The sequence below is a fragment of the Puniceibacterium antarcticum genome, assembly GCF_002760615.1.
GTDB classification, from domain to species: domain Bacteria; phylum Pseudomonadota; class Alphaproteobacteria; order Rhodobacterales; family Rhodobacteraceae; genus Puniceibacterium; species Puniceibacterium antarcticum.
In genome coordinates this window covers 1-20829 of the sequence record NZ_AWWI01000085.1, presented here as the reverse complement: position 1 = coordinate 20829, position 20829 = coordinate 1, and the positions used below count along the sequence as shown (strand labels likewise).

The 20829-nt window shown below is 62.2% G+C and carries 14 protein-coding genes and 1 pseudogene; 5 read left to right on the top strand and 10 right to left on the bottom strand.

Features of this window, described 5'->3' with window-relative positions; genetic code table 11:
• The 9 genes and pseudogenes from P775_RS12270 to P775_RS12230 form a co-directional block, all read right to left on the bottom strand.
• The coding region (locus P775_RS12270; protein WP_143520893.1) for a hypothetical protein at positions 1–230 on the bottom strand (230 nt) is incomplete at its 3' end.
• Complete coding sequence (gene glgX / locus P775_RS12265; protein ID WP_099911270.1) at positions 227–2299, bottom strand: glycogen debranching protein GlgX; 2073 nt, start codon at positions 2297–2299, stop codon at positions 227–229. The genes P775_RS12270 and glgX, both read right to left, overlap by 4 nt.
• Entirely contained in the window at positions 2296–3708 is a 1413-nt protein-coding gene (gene glgA, locus P775_RS12260) for a glycogen synthase GlgA (protein WP_099911269.1), read from the bottom strand. The genes glgX and glgA overlap by 4 nt, the downstream gene beginning before the upstream one ends.
• On the bottom strand, positions 3705–4970 hold the full coding sequence (glgC, locus tag P775_RS12255; protein ID WP_099911268.1) for a glucose-1-phosphate adenylyltransferase: 1266 nt from the start codon (positions 4968–4970) through the stop codon (positions 3705–3707). The genes glgA and glgC overlap by 4 nt, the downstream gene beginning before the upstream one ends.
• 75 nt (positions 4971–5045) lie before the next feature.
• Positions 5046–7232: a 1,4-alpha-glucan branching protein GlgB gene (gene glgB / locus P775_RS12250; protein WP_099911267.1), complete on the bottom strand. Its 2187-nt coding sequence runs from the start codon at positions 7230–7232 to the stop codon at positions 5046–5048.
• Positions 7233–7407: 175 nt separating this feature from the next.
• Complete coding sequence (locus P775_RS12245; protein ID WP_245875663.1) at positions 7408–9813, bottom strand: glycogen/starch/alpha-glucan phosphorylase; 2406 nt, start codon at positions 9811–9813, stop codon at positions 7408–7410.
• Between the two features lie 163 nt (positions 9814–9976).
• Entirely contained in the window at positions 9977–10954 is a 978-nt protein-coding gene (locus tag P775_RS12240; RefSeq protein WP_099911266.1) for a glucokinase, read from the bottom strand.
• Positions 10955–10958: 4 nt separating this feature from the next.
• Positions 10959–12280: pseudogene (locus P775_RS12235) on the bottom strand (GH1 family beta-glucosidase).
• Positions 12277–13338: a LacI family DNA-binding transcriptional regulator gene (locus tag P775_RS12230; protein ID WP_099911265.1), complete on the bottom strand. Its 1062-nt coding sequence runs from the start codon at positions 13336–13338 to the stop codon at positions 12277–12279. The pseudogene P775_RS12235 and the gene P775_RS12230 overlap by 4 nt, the downstream one beginning before the upstream one ends.
• A gap of 248 nt (positions 13339–13586) precedes the next feature.
• Between P775_RS12230 and P775_RS12225 the strand changes: the two genes are divergently transcribed.
• The 5 genes from P775_RS12225 (at position 13587) to P775_RS12205 (ending at position 20146) form a co-directional block, all read left to right on the top strand.
• Positions 13587–14939, top strand: coding sequence for an ABC transporter substrate-binding protein (locus P775_RS12225; protein ID WP_099911264.1), 1353 nt, complete (start codon positions 13587–13589; stop codon positions 14937–14939).
• A gap of 150 nt (positions 14940–15089) precedes the next feature.
• Positions 15090–16067, top strand: coding sequence for a carbohydrate ABC transporter permease (locus tag P775_RS12220; protein ID WP_099911263.1), 978 nt, complete (start codon positions 15090–15092; stop codon positions 16065–16067).
• Positions 16068–16079: 12 nt separating this feature from the next.
• Positions 16080–17336 carry a carbohydrate ABC transporter permease gene (locus P775_RS12215; protein ID WP_099911262.1) on the top strand — a complete coding sequence of 419 codons (1257 nt, stop codon included), beginning with the start codon at positions 16080–16082 and terminating at the stop codon, positions 17334–17336.
• Between the two features lie 28 nt (positions 17337–17364).
• Entirely contained in the window at positions 17365–19017 is a 1653-nt protein-coding gene (locus P775_RS12210; RefSeq protein ID WP_099911261.1) for an alpha-amylase family glycosyl hydrolase, read from the top strand.
• A gap of 31 nt (positions 19018–19048) precedes the next feature.
• Positions 19049–20146, top strand: a complete 1098-nt coding sequence (locus P775_RS12205; protein ID WP_099911260.1) for an ABC transporter ATP-binding protein — start codon at positions 19049–19051, stop codon at positions 20144–20146.
• A gap of 6 nt (positions 20147–20152) precedes the next feature.
• Here the strand turns inward: P775_RS12205 and P775_RS12200 are convergent.
• The coding region (locus tag P775_RS12200) for a GNAT family N-acetyltransferase (protein ID WP_099911259.1) at positions 20153–20829 on the bottom strand (677 nt) is incomplete at its 5' end.

The window sequence follows — 20829 nt, the reverse complement described above, 5'->3', positions numbered from 1 at the left end:
GCTGCGCGGCGGCCCAGGGCACAGACCTGCCAGCGCGGCAGGACCTGCGCCTGCGCCGCGAGATGCCGCGCGATTTCCTGCGCCTCGGCCTCGGACGCCACAGGATGGCCCATGGCGGCCAGCAGCGCCTGCGCCGTTTCGGGCGAGGTGGCGCGGGTCAGGCCCGTCTGGTCCACATAGCTTTGCTGGACGCCAAGGGCGGCGGCCAGCGAGATCAGTGCCTCAGTCACGGCGCGTCTCTAGCACCATGGCAATGACGGATTCCGCCGCCATCGGCGGGGGCCGGGCTGCGTTCGGGATCAGAGGTGTCGAGATGCAGTACCCAATGCTTGCCCTTGGGGGCCTCGGGCAGGGTGATGTCCAGCGCCTCGCCCGCGTTGAAGGCGAGCAGGATTGCCTCTTCGCGCACGGCGTATTTCGGCGTGCCTGAGGCGGTGCGCATTTCCGCACAAAGAAAGCGCAGTTCGGGGGTGTTCCAGTCGTCATCCTGCATGTGTTCGCCATCGGCGCGCCACCAGAACAGATCTTCGATCCCGTCGATCAGCCGTTCGCGGGCGTGCAGGAACCGTTTCTGCCGCAGGATCGGATGCGCCTTGCGAAAGGCGATCAGCTTGGTGGTGAATTCTATCAGATCCGTGTCGGCATTGTCCCAGTCGACCCAGCCGATGGCATTGTCCTGACAATAGGCGTTGTTGTTGCCGCTTTGCGAATTGCCGAATTCATCCCCGGCCAGGATCATCGGCGTGCCCTGCGACAGCAGCAGCGTGGCCAGCATGTTGCGCCGCCGCTGGGCGCGGGCGGCGTTGATCGTGCCGTCATCGCTCGGGCCTTCGACGCCGAAATTGTCGGAATAATTGGCGCCGTGCCCGTCCCGGTTGTCTTCGCCGTTCATTTCATTGTGGCGCTCGACATAGGCGGTCACATCGGCCAGCGTATAGCCGTCATGGGCGGTGATCAGATTGACCGAGGCGGTGGCCGGACGACCCGAATGGTCGAACTGCGGCGCCGATCCGGTGAGACGGTCGGCAAGTTCGGCCACCTGTCCGTCGTCGCCGCGCCAGAACTTGCGCACAGAGTCGCGGTATTTGTCGTTCCATTCGGAAAACGGTGGCGGGAAGGCGCCGACCTGATAGCCGCCGGGGCCGATGTCCCAGGGTTCGGCGATCAGTTTCACGCCCGCCAGAACCGGGTCCTGCCGCAGGGCCTGAAAGAAGGCAGCGTTGCGGTCAAACCCGGTTTCCGTCCGCCCGAGCGTCGAGCACAGGTCGAACCGGAAGCCGTCCACATGCATGACCTCGACCCAGTAGCGCAGGGAATCCATCACCATGCGCAGCACCATCGGATGATCCATGTTCACCGTGTTGCCGGTGCCGGTGTCGTTGATATAGCAGCGCTTGTCCTCGGCCAGCCGGTAATAGCTGGCATTGTCCAGACCGCGGAAGGCCAGCGTCGGACCCTGTTCGTTGCCTTCGCCGGTGTGGTTGTAGACGACGTCCAGCAGCACCTCGATCCCGACGCTGTGCAGGCGCGCGACCATGTGCTGGAATTCCCAGAGCGCATTCTGCGTGAGGTAGCGCGGATCAGGCGCGAAAAAGCCGATTGTCTGGTAGCCCCAGTAATTCGTCAGCTTCTTTTCCACCAGAAAGCGGTCGTTGATGAAGGCCTGCACCGGCAGCAGTTCGATGGCGGTGATGCCCAGTGTCACCAGATGATCGAGCATGACATCCGAGGCGAGCGCCAGAAAACCGCCCTTGTTCAGCACATCCGGGTGCAGCTGGGTCAGGCCGCGCACATGCGCCTCGTAGATCACCGACCGGCTGATCGGCGTGTTGGGCGGGGTGTCATTGCCCCAGTTGAAGCTGGGATCTTCGACCACGCAGCGGGGCATGTATTTCGCGCTGTCGCGTGTGTCAAAGCTCAGGTCTTCGTCGGCATGGCCGACGGTGTAACCCATCAGCGCATCGTGCCATGTGGCGTGGCCGGTCAGACGCTTTGCATAGGGGTCGATCAGCAGCTTGTTGTAGTTGAACCGGTGGCCGTCTGACGGCTGATAGGGCCCATCGGCGCGCAGGCCGTAAAGCTGCCCGGGTTTCACGCCCGACACATAGCCGTGCCAGACATCGCCGTCGCGTTCGGGCAGGTCGATGCGATGGGTCTCTGTCTTGCCATCGGGCGAAAACAGGCACAGCGTCATGCGTTTTGCGTGTTCGGAAAAGACGGCAAAATTGACGCCTTCACCATCGAACGTGGCCCCCAGAGGGGCAAAGTGGCCAGGGGCCAGAGCGGGTGACTTGATCATGGGACCTTCTTGAGCGTCTGATAGAGCGCGGCATAGGTCCGGGCTGACTGATCCCAGCCGACAGGATGTGCCATCGCGTTCGCCATCATCCTGTGCCATTCCGTCGGGGATTGCCAGAGGGCACACATCCGGCTGAGCGCGACGCGCAGGCAGTTGGCGGTCACCGGGGTGAACTGAAACCCGGTGGCGACGCCTGCGGCCATGCCGGCGGGGCTGGCGGGGATCACTGTGTCGGCAAGGCCGCCGGTCAGCGCGACCAGCGGCAGCGTGCCATAGCGCAGCCCGTAAAGCTGGGTCAGCCCGCAGGGTTCGAAACGCGATGGCACGAGGATCACGTCACCACCCGCGATCAGATCATGGGCCAGCACCTCATCATAGCCGATGCGCACCACCACGCCGGGATAGCGAGCGGCGGCATCCCTGTAGCCCGCCTCAAGCCGCGCATCGCCAGAGCCAAGCAGCGCCAACTGCCCGCCCGCATCCAGCAGCGTTGGCAGCACCTCCAGCAGCAGATCCAGCCCCTTTTGTTCCGTCAGGCGGGAGACGACGATGCACAGGGGGCCGTCACTGGGCGGCAGGCCAATGTCTTCGCGCAGGGCACGGGTGCGTTCAGCCTTGCCCGCAGGGCTGGTATAGGGCGGCAACCAGGCGTCCAGGTCGATGCCGTTCAGGATGCCGGTCAGATCGGCTTGGCGTTCGCGCAGCACGCCCTCAAGCCCCAGACCGAATTCCGGTGTCATCAGCTCGGCCGCATAGGTGGGGCTGACGGTGCTGATCTTGTCGGCCCACACCAGCCCGGCCTTGAGCGCGCTGATTCGCCCGTAATATTCAAGCCCGCCGGGATTGTACCACGACCGGGGCAGGCGCAGCGCATCCAGCCGGTCGGCGGGGGCGATGCCCTGAAAGGCGATGTTGTGCACGGTCAGCAGCGTGCCCACATGCCCCGCCGCGCCCATTTGGTGCAGATAGACCGGGGCAAGACCGGCCTGCCAGTCGTGCAGATGCAACACCTCTGGCGTCCAGCCGTCGATGCCCTGCGCGCCGATCTGCGCCGCCGCCCAGGACAGCGCGGCAAAGCGTTCGGGATTGTCCGGCCAGTCATGGCCGTCGGGCGCCAGATAGGGGGTGCCGGGGCGGTCATAAAGATGCGGCGCATCCAGAACATAAACCACCTGTTCCCCCAGCGCCGCATGCCGCACCGTGGCAGGGCCACCAAAGAGATCGCCAAGGTCAGCGATCACATGCGCGCCTTCTATTCCCGCCATGACAGCCGGATAGCCGGGGATCAGCGTGCGCATGTCTACGCCGCAACCCGCAAGGGCAGCGGGCAGAGCGCCTGCCACATCCGCAAGACCTCCGGTCTTGATCAGGGGGACACATTCGGAGGCAACAGACAGGACTTTGTTCATAGGGTGGCGGCTCTTTTATCCAGCATGGATTGGGTGATCAGGGTGACGCCGCCTTCGGACACGCGGAACCATTTCTTGTCCTCATCGGGGTCTTCGCCGACGACCAGCCCTTCGGGGATGCGCACATGGCTGTCGATCACCACCTTGGTCAGCCGGGCATGGCGGGCGATATTGGCATAGGGCAGCACCACGGCTTGATCCAGTGTGGCATAGGAATTGGTATGCACCTGCGTGAACAGCAGCGACTGGCGGATTTCCGTGCCAGACACGATGCAGCCGCCCGACACGAGCGAGCTGATTGCGACGCCCCTGCGGTTCGCCTCGTCATGGATGAACTTGGCGGGGGGAACATGTTCGGAATAGGTCCAGATCGGCCAGTTCTTGTCCCACATGTCCAGTTCCGGCGTGAAATCCGTCAGGTCGATATTCGCCTTCCAGAAGGCATCCACCGTGCCCACATCGCGCCAGTAGACCGGCGATTCCGGCAAGGTGCGCACACAGCTGTCGGTGAAGCGGTGCGCCTGCGCCTTGCCGTTCTTGACGATGTCGGGGATCAGGTCATTGCCGAAATCATGGCTGGACTTTGGATCCTGTGCATCCCGGACCAGCAGATCGCGCAGGAATTTCCAGTTGAAGACATAGATGCCCATCGACGCCAGCGTGACGTTCGGATCGTCCGGCGTGCCCGGCGGATCAGCGGGTTTTTCAAGGAAGGAGGTGATGATGTCATTGCCATCGACGCCCATGACACCAAAGGCCGATGCCTCGGCCCGGGGCACGGTCAGACAGCCGATCGTCACATCCGCACCGGAATCGACGTGGTGCTGGATCATCAGTTCGTAATCCATCTTGTAGATGTGATCCCCCGCAAGGATCAGCACGTAATCCACATCATAGCTGTCGACGATGTCGATGTTCTGCGTCACCGCATCCGCCGTGCCGCGATACCAGGCATCGTCCCCGCCGCGCTGGGAGGCTGGGAGGATATCCAGAAATTCGTTGCGTTCCGCGCGGAAAAAGTTCCAGCCGCGCTGGCAGTGGCGGATCAGCGAATGCGCCTTGTACTGTGTGGCGACTGAAATCCGGCGGATGCCGGAATTCAGCGCATTGGACAGGGCAAAATCGATGATCCGTGTCTTGCCACCGAAATAGACCGCCGGTTTCACCCGACGGTCCGTCAATTCCATCAGCCGCGATCCGCGGCCCCCGGCTAGCACAAATGCCATGGACCTGCTGGCCAGCCGGTTGCTTGAAAGTGTCATTCCTGGTCTCCTCCCCTTTGGTGGGCGACCCCGTGGGGCCGCCCCTTTATTGTCTGACCGACGGTGTCCTGGTCTTCAGTCCTTGATCAGAAAGATCGTCGCCAGCGGCGGCAGCATCACGGTCGCACTGGCGGGCTGGCCGTTACGTGGCACCTTCACTGCGCTCACGCTGCCCATGTTGCCCCGACCACCACCGCCATAGACGGCTGCATCTGTATTCAGCACCTCGCGCCAGGTGCCTTCGGACGGCATCCCCAGCGGATAGGCGGTGTGTTCCTGCGGTGTCATGTTGCTGATCACCACCACCTCTGGATCGCCGGGAGCACCGCGCCGGATCCAGGCAAAAACCGACGCCTCTGCATCATCCGCCTCGATCCACTGGAAGCCTTCGGGGTCGCAATCCTTGACATGCAGCGCGGGCGTCGCGGCGTAAAGTCTGTTCAGATCCCGCACGAGGCTCTGGATACCCTTGTGGTTGGGCTTTTCGGCGCCGTCCCAGTCAAGTTCGGTATCGTGGTTCCATTCCTTGGCCTGTGCAAATTCCTGCCCCATGAACAGCAGCTTTTTACCCGGGTGCCCCCACATGAAGCTGTAATAAGCGCGCAGGTTGGCGAATTTTTCCCACTCAGTGCCCGGCATCCGGTCCAGCATGGTCCCCTTGCCATGCACGACCTCGTCATGGCTGATCGGAAGGATGAAGTTCTCTGAAAACGCATAGGCGAGGCCAAAGGTCATCTGGTGGTGGTGATGCTTGCGATACAGCGGATCCTTTTTCATGTAATCCAGCGTGTCGTTCATCCAGCCCATGTTCCACTTGTAGCCGAACCCCAGCCCGCCCTCATGCACTGGCCCGGAGACTTTGGGATATGAGGTAGATTCCTCGGCCACCGTCATGATCCCAGGCACCTCGCCATAGGTGAAGGTGTTCATGTTCTGCAGCATGGCGATGGCTTCGTAATTTTCGCGCCCGCCATCCTTGTTGGGGACCCATTCGCCATCCTTGCGGGAATAGTCGCGGTAGAGCATGGAGGCGACCGCATCCACCCGCAGCCCGTCGACATGGTATTCCTCGAGCCAGTAAAGCGCATTGGCGGTCAGGTAATTCGCAACCTCGCGCCGACCGTAGTTGTAGATCAGCGTGTTCCAGTCCTGATGGAACCCTTCGCGCGGGTCACCATGTTCATAAAGGGCGGTGCCGTCGAACTGGCCCAGACCATGTGCATCGGTCGGGAAATGCCCCGGCACCCAGTCCAGGATCACGCCGACATCGGCCTTGTGCGCGGCATTGACCAGGTCGCGGAATTCATGCGGCGGCCCGTGGCGCACCGTGGGTGCGAACATGCCCACCGGCTGATAGCCCCAAGAGCCGTCAAAGGGGTATTCAGAGATCGGCATCAGCTCGATATGCGTGAACCCCATATCCTTGACATAGGCGACGAGTTCATCCGCCGCCTCGATATAGGAAATGCGGCGGCCGTTTTCCTTGCGCCGCCAGGACCCCAGATGCACCTCGTAAACCGAGATTGGCGCGGTGCGGGCATTGTTCGCCTCACGCTTGGTCATCCAGGGGGTGTCAGACCAGCCATAGCCGCGGATGTCGCGCACGACGGAGGCATTTTCAGGGGGGTGCTGAGAGCCAAAGCCAACCGGATCAGCCTTGAGCGGCAGAACCTTGCCGTTGGAGCCGACGAGTTCGTATTTATAGGCGGTGCCTTCGGTTGTGCCGGGAATGAAGATTTCCCAGACACCCGTCGCACCGCGCCGCCGCATCACATGGCGCCGTCCGTCCCACAGGTTGAAGTCACCCACGACCGACACGCGCCGGGCATTGGGGGCCCAGACGGCAAAAGAGGTGCCCTGCACGCCCTCGTGTTCGCGCACATGCGCGCCAAGGACCTGCCACAGCCTGCGATGGGTGCCTTCGCCCAGAAGGTATTCGTCTATCTGTCCCAGCACGGGCCCGAACCTGTAGGCATCTTCAAACTCCCATGTCGCACCGGTGTCACCCTGTCCACGCAGGACATACGGTTTGGACCCCGGAACGGTTCCACGGAAAATGCCGGGAAGGGAGGGCTGCTGGTCCAGCGGATGGGCGGTGCCGTCCACGACGGCCCACATGGCGGTGGCACCGGGATCATAGGCGGTGACGCAGCGCGCGCCCCCGACCATATGCGGCCCCAGTACGGCAAAAGGATCATCACAGCGCGCATTGATGACGCGTTGCAACAGGGCGAAAGTCTTTGGTTCTATATGCTCTGTCATGCCTATAACCCTATGCGCGTTTTCATCTTCTGCAAGCCCCATGCGGGATTTGCGGCGGTTTCAAACCGAATACGCGGCGATCTTGGGCACAGCGCAGCGGCCTGTCACAGCACAAAAAAAGCACGCCGGGCAGGGGGTGCCCGGCGTGCTGTCAGAAAACAGCGGATTGGCGCAATCAGCTGTCGCGCAGGCTTTTCGCATCCCAGATCTGGGACATGTAGTCTGTGATCGTGCGGTCGGACGAGAACCAGCCGGACCGCGCGGTGTTCAGCGCCGCCATGGTCATCCAGTGGGTCTTGTCCTTGAAGGCGGCGTCCACCTCGCGCTGGGCGCGGTAATAATCGGTGAAATCAGACGCGACGAGGAAATAGTCAGGCCCGGTCAGGTTATCGGTGATGTTGTGATAGCGCCCCGGTTCGTCCGGCGAAAACACGCCGTCGCGGATCGCCTTGAGCGCGGCCCCAAGGCGCGGATCTGCGGCAATTGCCTGAGCTGCGTGATCAGGAATCAGTCGGCGTTCCTCGACCTTGTCGGCGGTCATGCCGAAGAGGAAGAAGTTGTCTGCGCCCACATGGTCGCGGATTTCCACATTTGCGCCGTCGAGCGTGCCGACGGTCAGTGCGCCGTTCAGGGCGAACTTCATGTTGCCGGTGCCCGATGCCTCTTTTCCGGCGGTCGAGATCTGTTCGGACAGATCAGCGGCAGGGATCAGCCGTTCAGCAAGCGTCACGTTGTAATTGGGCAGGAACGCCACCTGCAGCACATCGCGGGTGTCGGTATCCGCATTCAGAACCTTGGCCACGTCATTGATAAGACGGATGATATCCTTGGCAAAGAAATAGCCCGGCGCGGCTTTGCCGGCAAAGATCTTCAGGCGCGGCGTCCAGTCTGCCGATGGGTTGGCCTTGATTTCCTGCCAATGGGCAATCGCCTCAAGAATATTCAGATGCTGGCGTTTGTATTCATGCAGGCGCTTGATCTGCACGTCGAACATCATGGCGGGATCGACCTTGACGCCGGTGGTTTTCGCCATCCAGTTGGCCAGATCCGCCTTGTTGTCGCGCTTGGCCGCAGCGTAGCGTTCCAGCCAGCCGGCATCGGAAATATGCGGCTCGATCCCCTTGAGCTGTTCCAGATCATCGACCCAGCCTTCGCCGATCGTGTCGGTGATCAGCCCCGACAGGCGCGGGTTGCACGACAGCAGCCAGCGGCGCGGGGTGACGCCGTTGGTCTGGTTGATGATGCGATCCGGGTGCAGGCGGTGGAATTCCGAAAATACCGTGGTTTTCATCAGCTCCGTGTGCAGGGCCGACACGCCGTTGACCTTGTGCGCCATGATGAACGACAGCTCGCCCATCTTGACCTGATGGTCCGAGCGCGCCGAGAGGGTGCGCGAAGGGTTGGCCTTTGCATGGGCATCGTCGATGCGGTCGACGATCTGCAGATGACGCGGCAGCAGCTTGCCGAAGAGCCCCTCTGGCCAGCTTTCCAGTGCCTCGGGCAGCAGGGTGTGGTTGGTGTAGCTCAGGCAGGCCTGTGCCATCTTCATGGCCTCTTCGAACGGCAGGCCGCGTTCGTCATGCAGGATGCGCACCAGTTCTGGCCCGGCAATGGCCGGGTGGGTGTCATTCAGCTGGATCGCGACCTTGCCGGGCAGCTTGCCGATGTCGTCATGTTCGGAATCAAACCGCCGCAGGATGTCTTTCAGCGCGGCACTGGTCAGGAAATATTCCTGCTTCAGACGCAGCTCTTTGCCCTGTTCGGTGGTGTCATCGGGGTAAAGCACGCGGGAAATGGTGCGCGCCAGCGCCTCTGGCCGGGCCGCCCCGGCGAAATCACCCCGGTTGAAACTGTCCAGATCAAAGGGCCCGTCCGAGGCGACAGCCGACCACAGCCGCAGCGTGTTGGCCCAACGGCCCTGCCAGCCGATGACGGGGGTGTCATAGGCCTCTGCATCGACGCTGTCGGCAGGGGTCCAGATGGTCTTGCCCGCCTTGGTGCTGACCTCGCCGCCGAACCCGATGCGATAACGCGATTCGGGGCGTTCGAATTCCCAAGGGTGACGCTGCAGCAGCCAGGTTTCCGGCGCCTCCATCTGACGGCCATCCACAAAGGACTGGCGGAACAGCCCGTGTTCATAGCGGATGCCATAGCCATAGGCCGGGCAACCAAGGGTCGAAAGGCTTTCCAGGAAACAGGCCGCAAGACGGCCAAGGCCCCCGTTGCCCAGCGCAGCGTCGGGTTCATCCGCCAGCACGGTGTCGAAATCCTGCCCCAGCGCCTGCATCGCCTCGCGTGCCTGATCCAGCAGGCGCAGGTTGATGATGCCGTCCTTGAGCAGCCGGCCGATCAGAAATTCCATCGACAGGTAATAGACGCGCTTGGCGCCTGCGTCATAGGTCTTGCGGGTGGCGGCGAACCAGCTGTCCACGATCTGGTCGCGCACGGCAAAGGACAGCGCCATGCGCCAGTCCTCGACCGCGGCATGGCTTGCATCCTTGCCCAGTTCATAGGTCAGATGGCGCAGGATTGCGGCGCGAAAATCGTCGGTCGTTATGGTGTTGCGGCTGACCATGTTCATGTCTGTACGTCCCGTTTCTGCTGTGCCGGATGATGGCGTTACCGCCATCCCTAGAGCTGTTCTGTTAAAGACAATTTTAAGTTTCCGAGTGGAAACCCTAATCTTGCGAAGTGTCGCTTAGTTTTTTGGCGATGGTGCAATGTTGGGCGATTTCTTGCAGGGATCAGGCATCCTGTGCAAGGATTTCCGCCAGATGGCAGGCCGATCCGGTCAGCGCCGCATAATCATCCGTCACCAGATGCACTGGGAACTGATCCATGAAACCGGCAAAGCGCCCCTTGTCGCGGAACGCCTCGGCAAAGCCCTGCGCCAGAAGGTGCGGCCCGAAATGCCGCGCCACGCCGCCGATCAGGTAGATCCCGCCAAAGGGCAGGTTGATCAGCGCAAGGTTGCCCGCGACCCGACCCAGCATCCGGGTAAACACCCCGATTGCGCGGATTGCGCGGGGATCTGTGCCCGCCTCGACCGCCTGCATGATGGCATTGGCATCCAGCGGCGCAGCGCCGCCGTCCTCTTCACAGAGCCACGCGTAGACCCGCTCGAACCCACGACCTGACAGCACATCCTCGACCCCCGGCATGCCATGCTGGCGGGCGATGAATGTCATCAGGCGCAGCTCTTCCTCTGTCTGCAGGGGCAGGGTTATGTGACCGGATTCCGACGGCGGCACCAGGGTCTGCCCACCCAGACGGAACACCGGTGCGGCGTTCATGCCGGTGCCGACGCCGATCACCAGCTTGGCCGCATGGGCGCTTGCCGGTGCGCCGGGCATCAGGCAGGTGAGGTTGTCATCCGTCAGATGGTCGAGCGCATGACCCTGCGCCTGCAGATCGTTCAGCACGCCGACGGTTTTGGCACCGGTCGCTGCGGCGATCATGTCGCGGTCCACGGTCCAGTCGATGTTGGTCAGCCGCCCGACACCATTCAGCACCGGCCCGGCCATGGCGACGCAGGCGGCGTCGGGTGTGGCGCCCAGCGCCCCGAGGTAGTGCACCAGCACCTCGCTCAGGCCGGTGTGATCGGCGTTGCGGTAGCGGCGGATCGTGTCTGTCTGCACCACGGTGCCACGCGTCATCGCGACCCGTGTATTGGTGCCGCCGATGTCGGCGACGACGGCGGTGATGTCTGTGCTGTTGGCCATGGGTCTACTCTTTCAGTGCCTTTGCAAGCGCGTGGTACGAATCTTTGGGCGTGCGGACAAGGCTGTCAAAGTCCACATGCACGAGGCCAAAGCGTTTTTCATAGCCCAGCGCCCATTCGTAATTGTCGAGCAGGGACCAGATGTAATAGCCCGACACAGGCACGCCTTCGTCAATCGCGCGCTTGATCGCCGCCATGTGCAAGTCGATGAAATCGCGGCGATTGGGGTCTTTGACGCTGCCGTTCTCAAGGATGTCCGGCGCGGCAAGGCCGTTTTCGGTCACGATCAGCGGCAGATCGCCGGTGTATTCTGCGGCGGTGCGTTTGAGGAAGCGGTAGAGCCCCTCGGGATAGATCTCCCAATCCATAAAGGTTTTGGGCAGCGGGCCCTCGACCTCGTCAAGGCTTGGCCATGGGCCGTTGTTGGGGGCAAGGACCTTGCGGGTGTAATAGTTCACGCCGCACCAGTCGACCTTTTCGCCGATCACCGGGAAATCGTTCTGCCAGCCCTTGGGCAGGTGTTGTTCCATGGCGTCCAGCACGGTCTGGGGGTAGGAGCCTTTGAACACCCCGTCCAGATGAAGCGGTTGTAATAGCCGTCATAGGTGGCGGCGGCGCGCGCGGCTTCGGTGCTGTCATCCACCGGCTCGGCCCATTCCATGTTGAACACCGCACCCAGATTGCCCAGACCCATGGCGCGCATCGCCTGTGTCGCCGTGCCGTGGGCCAGCAGAACATGGTGCATGGCCCGCGCAGTGGCGCGGATGTCGCGCAGGCCGGGGGCGTGAAAGCCCAGAAAATGGCTCATCCAGGCGACACACCAGGGTTCGTTGATCGTTGCGATGGAATGCATCCGGTCACCGATGCGGCCCATGATGACCTCGGCATAGTCGGTGAACCATTTGGCGATGTCGGGGTTGGTCCAGCCGCCCTTGTCCGCCAGCGCCGAGGGCAGTTCCCAGTGATAAAGCGTGACACAGGGTTTGATCCCGCGTTCCAGCATGGCGTCGGTCAGGCGATCATAGAAATCAAGACCTTCGGGATTCGGTGTGCCGGTGCCCTCGGGCAGGACCCGCGCCCAGGAGGTGGAAAAGCGGTAGCAGTCAAACCCCGCCGCCTGCACCAGATCAAGATCGGCCTCGAACCGGTGATAATGGTCACAGGCACGCGCCCCGTTTTCCGCCCGCACCACATTGCCCGGCGTTGCGGCAAAGCTGTCCCAATGGGTGGGACCCGCGCCGCCAAAGCCATGCCCCTCGATCTGATAGCTGGATGTGGCGGTGCCAAACTGAAACCCTTGCGGGAAATCACTGCGTTTGTGTTTCATGTCTGTCCTTGTCGATAGGTCTTTTCAGGGCGCGCAACCGGCACAGGCCCGGTGGACTCCCCCAGGATCAACTCTGCTTCTAGCAAAGAGTGCAAGGGCCCGCAGCCCGGATCGGCGATCAGGCGCAACAGCATATCCGCCGCACGCCGTCCCGCCGCCCGCACAGAGGACCGCGTTGCCGTGAAGATCGGCACCGTCTGCCCGTTCTTGAGATAGGCCAGTTCGTCATCATGGGTGATCACCGACACATCACGCCCCATTTGCAGGCCCGCCTCCTGAATCGCACGGCGCAGGCCGATGGCCGTCATCATCGATGATGACAGAAAGGCGGTCGGCGGATCGGGCAGGGCCAGCATCTCTTGTGCCGAGGCATGACCCAGCATTTCCGTCATCTCACCGGCGCGCAGCAATGCCGGGTCCACCTTCAGCCCATGCGCCTCCAGTGCCGCCAGATAGCCGTCGCGGCGGCGATAGGCGAAATCCATATGCTCCAGCCCGTTGACCAGCGCGATGCGTCGATGCCCAAGCTCGGCCAGAAAGCCGGTGGCGCGTCGGAACGCGCCCCGGTTGTTCATGTCGACCCAGGAATAATTGGCGGTGATGTCGGATGCGCGCCCATGCACCACAAAGGGCAGCCCCAGATCCAGCAGAAGCGCGATGCGGCTGTCGTCCATCTGCGGGCTGTGCACGATGATGCCGTCCACATTCCCCTTGTCGCGGATGTTGCGGTATAGCCGCTCTTCATCGCCATCCTCGACCAGCGTGAGGACAAGGTCATAGCCCGCCTGCACATAGGCCTCTGAGGCGCCGGTGATGAAATCGCCGAACACCGGGTTCACCATCTCGCGTTTGGACGAGGTGGGGATGACATGGCCGATGGACATCGACCGCCCCGTCGCCAGCCCCTTGGCCCGGGCGTTGGGGGTATAGTTGAACTCGCGCGCTGCCACCTCGACGCGCAGCCGCGTCGCCTTGTTGACCTCCGGATAGCCGTTCAGCGCCCGGCTGACCGTGGTCTGGGACAGGTTCAGATGTTTGGCAAGTTCCTTGAGGTTCATCGGGCAACAGGCTTCCAAAGCGCTTTAAATTACCCTGAGGTTACACGCAAATCTGACCCCGGCGAAAGCTGTTTCTGCACACACGCTAAAGCTGCGCCGCGGCATGTTCCTGCCGGAAATAATGACAGCCGCCATTGACAGCTGGGGGCATCTGAGCGAGCCTAAGAAAGTCCAAAGCGCTTTGAGGCGAGTCTGTTCGCACAGCCGCCGGCAGGGTGCCAAACGCATTGAATCTGGGAGGATTTTGAATGAAACATGCACTTTATGCGAGTGTCGCCGCGCTTGCGCTGACAGCGCAGGGTGGCGCCGCGGCGGACCTCAAGTTCGCGCCGGGTGAGGGCGGGTTCAACTGGGACAGCTACAATGCCTTTGCCGATCAGTATGACCTGCCCGGCCAGACGGTCGAAATCACCGGCCCTTGGACCGGCAATGAAAAGGCCAAGGTTGACGAGGTTTTCAAGTATTTCGAAGCGGCCACCGGGGCGACGGCCAATTATTCCGGCTCCGACAGCTTTGAACAGGATATCGTGATTTCCAGCCGCGCCGGGTCCGCGCCCAATCTGGCCGTCTTTCCCCAGCCCGGACTTGCCGCCGATATGGCGAAGCAGGGCCTGCTGACGCCGCTGGCCGAAGGCACAGCCGACTGGGTGGCTGAAAACTATTCTGCCGGTCCGTCCTGGGTCGATCTGGGCACCTATGAGGGGCCGGACGGCAACGACGCGCTCTATGGCCTGTTCTACCGGGTCGATCTGAAATCGCTGGTCTGGTATTCGCCCATCGCCTTTGATGAGATGGGTTATGACATCCCCGAAAGCATGGAAGAGTTGAAGGAACTGAGCCAGCAGATCGTCGATGACGGTGGCACGCCCTGGTGCATCGGGCTTGGCTCTGGTGCGGCCACCGGCTGGCCCGCCACCGACTGGGTCGAAGACATGATGCTGCGCACCCAGACACCCGAAGATTACGATGCCTGGGTCAGCAATGATCTTAAATTCAACGACCCCAAGGTGGTCGAGGCGATCGAGGAATTCGGCTGGTTCGCCAAGAACGATGATTTCGTGCAGGGCGGCGCGCAGGCCGTGGCCACAACCGACTTCCGTGACAGCCCCGCCGGTCTCTTCTCGATCCCGCCGGAATGTTACATGCACCGCGCGGCGTCCTTTATCCCGGCCTTCTTCCCCGAGGGCACCGAGGTGGGGGAAGATGTGGATTTCTTCTATTTCCCCGCTTACGAGGAAAAGGATCTGGGCAAGCCCGTCCTTGGGGCCGGCACGCTGTTTGGCATCACCAAACCATCCGAGGCGACAAGCGCCATGATCGAATTCCTCAAGACGCCGATCGCACATGAACTCTGGATGGCGCAGGGCGGATTTCTGACCGCCCATGCCGGTGTGAACCCGGATGTCTATGCCGAGGATTCACAGCGCGCGCAGGGTCAGATCCTGGCCGATGCGACGACCTTCCGCTTTGACGCCTCTGACCTCATGCCTGCGGAAATCGGTGCGGGCGCCTTCTGGACCGGCATGGTCGACTACGTGACCGGCACCCCGGCAGACGCGGTCGCAACTGACATCCAGAACCGCTGGGATTCGATCCGCTAAGGCGGCGAACCCCGCGAAACAACACCCCGCGCCGATTCGGCGGCGCGGGGCAGGGCCGTCCGCACACCCGCCCGGGACAGGGAGGGGCGGGGCAAGCACCTTGGCAGCTGTGGCGGTTGCCCGGTGCCGTAAATGGGAAGGATCAGCGCCATGTCCCCGATGCTACAGGGTTTCATCACCATCATCATTGGTGTGGGCGGGTGCGTCGCCTATTTCTACGGATCGAACCTGATCCTCGACAAACTCATCTTTCCGCCGCGCAATGACGATCACGGGCGCAATATCAACCGCGCCACGCTGGTGCGGCCCTGGCTGTTCCTGTTCCCCGCGATTTTCGCGCTGGGCCTGTATCTGGTCTATCCGGTGGTGGGATCGTTCATCCGCTCGCTTTACAACCGCTCGGGGGCTGACTTCATCGGCTTTGGCAATTACACCCAGATGTTCAGCGAAGAGGGCTTTCGCACCGCGCTGTTCAACAACATCCTCTGGGCGCTGGTTGTGCCTGCCGGGGCGACCTTTCTGGGACTGCTGGTGGCGCAGCTCACCGACAAGCTGCGCTGGGGCAATATCGCGAAATCGCTGATCTTCATGCCGATGGCGATTTCGTTTGTCGGCGCCTCGCTGATCTGGAAATTCGTCTATGCCAACACGCCGGAAATCGGCATCATCAATGCGGTGCGCAACAGCATCGGCCTGTCCCCGCTGGATGTGATGCAGATCCCGTTCTGGAACAACTTCTTCCTGATGGTGATCCTGATCTGGATCCAGACAGGCTTTGCCATGGTGATCCTGTCGGCCGCCCTGCGTGGCATCCCCGAAGAAACAATCGAGGCGGCAATCATCGACGGGGCCAACCCGTTCCAGATTTTCTTCAAGATCAAGGTGCCGCAGATCATGGGCACCATCGTGGTGGTCTGGACAACAATCACCATCCTCGTGCTCAAGGTCTTTGACATCGTCTATGCGATGACTGGGGGCAATTTCGACACTGAAATCCTCCCCAGTTACATGATGAAATTCATGTTCCGCGATGACGGGCGCGCCACCGCCGTGGCCTTTGTGATCATGATCATCGTGCTGCCTGTGATGATCTGGAACATCCGGCAGGCCCGCCGCGAAATGCGCTGAGGGAGAGAGAGAATGGACAATATCGCAGGACAAAAGACCTCACTCTCTGTTGTGACCAACCTCAGCGTGATCCTTCTGGTGATCCTTTGGCTGATCCCAACCGTGGGCCTTTTGGTGTCAAGCTTTCGCAGCAACGACCAGATCACCGCCAGCGGCTGGTGGGATTCGATGTTCGGGGTCGAGGAATCGATCCGCATCAGCCCCGAACCCGACGGCGTCACCCGCGACGGCGACTATTATGTGCTCAGCGGCAATCTGTTCGCGGGCGGTAGCGGGTCGGTGTCGGGCTTTGGCATCACTGCCGTCGCACCGGACGCGGCAGAGCCGGGGCAGGTCTATGCCCGCTACAGCGTCGATGTGACCGAACCGGATGGCACGGTCGACGACACCCGCGTTGAATTTGCCTATGACGCCGATGGCGCGGGCACGCTGCCGACCGAGGATGATGAGGGCAATCCGGTTGTGGCAGGCAGCGAAGTGCTCGACCGGTCATTGCAGGTCGCTGAAAATGGCGATTTCACCTATATCTCTGACAGTGACATCCGCCGCGCGCCGTCAGTCTATGTCACCACGCTGCAGCCCCCCAGCTTTTCCCTGCAGAACTACCAACAGATCATGACCTCGGACAATATGGACCGGGCGTTTATCAACACCCTGACGGTGACGATCCCCGCGACCATCATCCCGATCCTGATCGCCGCCTTTGCCGCCTATGCGCTGGCCTGGATGGATTTCGCCGGGCGCGGGTTCCTGATCGCCATGGTGGTCGGCCTGCTGGTCGTGCCGTTGCAACTGGCGCTGGTGCCGCTGCTGCAACTGCACAACAGGATCGGTATCGGGCAAAGTTTCCTTGGCATCTGGCTTGCGCATACCGGGTTCGGCCTGCCGCTCGCCATCTACCTGCTGCGCAACTACATGGTCGGCCTGCCGCGCGACATCATTGAATCGGCCAAGGTTGACGGCGCGACAGATTTTCAGGTTTTCACCAAGATCGTGCTGCCGCTGTCCTTTCCGGCGCTGGCGTCATTCGCCATCTTCCAGTTCCTGTGGACGTGGAATGACCTGCTGATCGCCAAGGTGTTTCTGCCGTCCAACTCTGAATCCTGGGTGATGACGGTCAAGATCGCCGATGACCTTCTCGGCTCGCGCGGCGGTGACTGGGGCATTCTGGCGGCGGCGGCGTTTGTGTCGATCGCGGTGCCGCTGTTCGTCTTCTTCGCCATGCAGAAATATCTGGTGCGCGGCCTGCTGGCCGGCTCCGTCAAGTAACACCAAACGTTAATGAAAGACTCCTCACATGACCCAAACGGCGGACCTCCTCACGCCTTCGGCAAAGCAAGACAACGACTGGTGGCGCGGTGCGGTGGTCTATCAGATCTACCCCCGCAGCTTTCAGGACAGCAACGGTGATGGCATCGGTGACCTTCTGGGCATCGCACAACGCCTGCCGCATGTGGCCTCTCTGGGGGTGGATGCGGTCTGGATCTCGCCCTTCTTCAGATCGCCGATGAAGGATTTCGGCTATGATGTCAGCGACTATTGCGATGTTGATCCGATGTTCGGCAGCCTTGCGGATTTCGATATCCTGATCGCTGCCGCACACCGCCTCGGCCTCAAGGTGCTGATCGACCTCGTGCTGTCGCATTCCTCGCAGGATCACCACTGGTTCAAGGAAAGCCGCAAGAGCCACGACAACGAATACGCCAACTGGTACGTCTGGGCCGATGCGAAACCTGACGGCACCCCGCCCAACAACTGGCTGTCGATCTTTGGCGGTTCCGCCTGGCAGTGGGAACCGTCGCGCTGTCAGTATTACCTGCACAACTTTCTGACCGAACAGCCGGACCTGAACTTTCACGAACCCAAGGTGCAAGAGGCGCTGCTGAACACGGCGCGCTTCTGGCTCGACCGCGGCGTAGATGGCTTCCGGCTGGACACGATCAACTTTTACGTGCACGACGCCCAACTGCGCGACAACCCGGCCCTGCCGCCGGAGGAACGCAACCCCATCACCGCTCCGGCGGTGAACCCCTACACCTGGCAGAACCACCTTTATGACAAGACGCAGCCGGAAAACCTCGATTTTCTGCGCAAGTTCCGCGCCGTTCTGAACGAATACGGCGCCGCTGCGGTGGGTGAGGTCGGGGATGACCAGCGCGGGCTCGAAATCCTTGGCCAGTACACCGCCGGCGATGACCTCATGCACATGTCCTATGCGTTCGAACTGCTCTCGGACCATATGCCCACACCGCAATACATCACATCGGTGATGAACAAGATTGCCGAAGTTGCCTCGGACGGCTGGGTCTGCTGGGCGTTTTCCAACCATGACGTGCCGCGCCACATCTCGCGCTGGCACCTGTCAGAGGCTGGCGCGCGCTGCTTCACCACGATGATGATGTGCCTGCGTGGCTCTGTCTGCCTTTATCAGGGCGAAGAGCTGGCCCTGCCCGAAGCCGATGTCGCGTTTGAAGATCTGCAGGACCCCTATGGCAAACGCTTCTGGCCCGCGTTCAAGGGCCGCGACGGATGCCGCACGCCGATGGTGTGGGAGCCAAGCAATCAAAACGGTGGCTTTACCCAAGGCCATCCGTGGTTGCCGGTCAGCCATGAACACCTCAACCACGCTGTCAGCACGCAGGAACAGGACCCCGCCGCCATCCTGCACCATTACCGACGCGCCATCGCCCTGCGCCATGCCCATCCGGCACTGGTCAAGGGCACGATCCACGATCTGGGCACGTCGGGCAGCATCCTGCATTTCATCCGCACCGAAGGCGACGAAAGCCTGTTCTGCGCCTTCAACCTCAGTCACGACCCCGCGACCATGCCGATGCCAGTCGGCACATGGCGCCAGATCGGGGCCGATCTGGGCAGTGCGGGTGTCGCACCGGATGGCAACCTGCACCTTGGCCCGTGGCAGCCCGCGCTGTCGGTCCGGGTCGCATGATACAGCACAGGATCCCGGGGAGGGGACACGTATGGCCAATCTGAAACTCAAGGACGTCGCCAAGACCTATGGGGGCACGATTAATGTGCTCAAGGACATCAACCTCGATATCAAGCAGGGCGAGCTGATCGTGTTTGTCGGCCCCTCGGGCTGTGGCAAATCCACCCTGCTGCGGATGATTGCGGGGCTAGAAAAGATCACCCGCGGCACGCTGGAAATCGACGGGCAGGTGGTCAACAACGTGCCCCCCGCCCAGCGTGGCATCGCGATGGTGTTCCAGTCCTACGCGCTTTATCCGCATATGACCGTGCGCGACAACATGAGCTTTGCGCTGAAGATCGCCAAGAAATCCCCGGCAGAAATCGAAGCGGCTGTCGCCAAGGCGGCCAAAATCCTGCAGTTGGATGACTATCTGGACCGTCTGCCAAAGGCGCTGTCGGGCGGGCAGCGCCAGCGGGTGGCGATCGGGCGGTCCATCGTGCGCGACCCAAAGGTTTATCTGTTTGACGAACCGCTGTCGAACCTCGACGCCGCCCTGCGCGTCGCGACCCGGATCGAAATTGCCCAGCTCAAGGAATCCATGCCCGACAGCACGATGATCTATGTGACCCATGATCAGGTCGAAGCGATGACACTTGCCACCCGCATCGTCGTGCTGGCCAATAAGGGGATCGCGCAGGTCGGCTCGCCCTTGGACCTTTACGAACGGCCCAACGGTGAATTTGTGGCGCAGTTCATCGGCTCCCCGGCGATGAACCTGCTGCCGGGCGAAGTGATCGGCACTGGCCCGCAGACCACAGTGAAGATGGGCAATGGCGGCGTTGCCGTATCGGATTATCCGACGCAGGAGTCGGACATGGGCCGCCACGTCAAAGTCGGCGTGCGCCCCGAGGATTTTCTGGAGGTCGCGACTGGCGTCGATTTCATCTTCAACGGCAAGGTGAACATCACAGAGGCTTTGGGCGAGGTCACGCTGCTCTATTTCGAAAAAGAGGAGGGCGCCGCCGATCCGGTGATCGCCAAACTGCCCGGCATCCACACCGGCCTGCGCGGGACAGAGGTCAAGCTGGGCGCTACCCCGCAAAAGGTGCATCTTTTTGCTGATGGAAAATCGCTGCTCTACCGCTGACGCGCTCTAGCGCGCCAGCTGTGCGGGCAGGTGGCGGGCCAGCGGGGCCAGCGCGCGATGGTACAGCCATGTGCCACCCTGCGGCGTGGCCTGCGCCCCGGTGCCCAGCTTGAAATGCATCAGCCCCGGCGCGTCCTGCCCATTCAGCACCCCCAGATCCAGCAGGGCGTGCCCGCGCCGGGCAAGACTGCGCATCGCCTCCCACAGGATCAGGTTCATCGCGTTCAGCCGCCGCCCCTCTGGCAGGCTGTGGCCGATCTGATAGGTCACCATCGCGCCGTGACACAGGAACAGCGCCGCCGCGACCGGCTTGCGCTGCAGCCGTGCCACCAGCAGCCGCGCCTTGCCCGGATTGGCCTCGGCAAAGGCGCGCACAAACTGCAGCGGCCAGCCGCGATAGCCCCGCTGCACCTGCTGCGCCGCCTCTGCCTGCAGCAGCCAGTGATCGGGGTCCTTGCGCAGGTCGTACCAGTCGAGCCGCAACGCCGCCTCTGACGCCCGGTTCAGCCGGTTGCGCCACTTCTGCAGCAAGGCCGCGCGCATCTGCGCCTCTGGTCCGAGCGGCAGGATCGCCAGCGTCACCGGCGTCACCAGCGGCCAGAACCCGGCGGCGCGCAGCCGGGGTGCTGTCACGGCATCGGCGTTCAGGATCAGCGGGCGAGACCCCTGCCGCGCGGGCAGGG

What these genes read in the sequence shown, in the direction of transcription:
- P775_RS12210 (WP_099911261.1), top strand. Translation starts at nt 17,365, where the DNA reads ATGACCCAAACGGCGGACCTCCTCACGCCTTCGGCAAAGCAAGACAAC.
- P775_RS12205 (WP_099911260.1), top strand. Translation starts at nt 19,049, where the DNA reads ATGGCCAATCTGAAACTCAAGGACGTCGCCAAGACCTATGGGGGCACG.
- glgX (WP_099911270.1), bottom strand. Translation starts at nt 2,299, where the DNA reads ATGATCAAGTCACCCGCTCTGGCCCCTGGCCACTTTGCCCCTCTGGGG.
- P775_RS12230 (WP_099911265.1), bottom strand. Translation starts at nt 13,338, where the DNA reads ATGAACCTCAAGGAACTTGCCAAACATCTGAACCTGTCCCAGACCACG.
- P775_RS12240 (WP_099911266.1), bottom strand. Translation starts at nt 10,954, where the DNA reads ATGGCCAACAGCACAGACATCACCGCCGTCGTCGCCGACATCGGCGGC.
- P775_RS12245 (WP_245875663.1), bottom strand. Translation starts at nt 9,813, where the DNA reads ATGAACATGGTCAGCCGCAACACCATAACGACCGACGATTTTCGCGCC.
- glgB (WP_099911267.1), bottom strand. Translation starts at nt 7,232, where the DNA reads ATGACAGAGCATATAGAACCAAAGACTTTCGCCCTGTTGCAACGCGTC.
- glgC (WP_099911268.1), bottom strand. Translation starts at nt 4,970, where the DNA reads ATGACACTTTCAAGCAACCGGCTGGCCAGCAGGTCCATGGCATTTGTG.
- glgA (WP_099911269.1), bottom strand. Translation starts at nt 3,708, where the DNA reads ATGAACAAAGTCCTGTCTGTTGCCTCCGAATGTGTCCCCCTGATCAAG.
- P775_RS12225 (WP_099911264.1), top strand. Translation starts at nt 13,587, where the DNA reads ATGAAACATGCACTTTATGCGAGTGTCGCCGCGCTTGCGCTGACAGCG.
- P775_RS12220 (WP_099911263.1), top strand. Translation starts at nt 15,090, where the DNA reads ATGTCCCCGATGCTACAGGGTTTCATCACCATCATCATTGGTGTGGGC.
- P775_RS12215 (WP_099911262.1), top strand. Translation starts at nt 16,080, where the DNA reads ATGGACAATATCGCAGGACAAAAGACCTCACTCTCTGTTGTGACCAAC.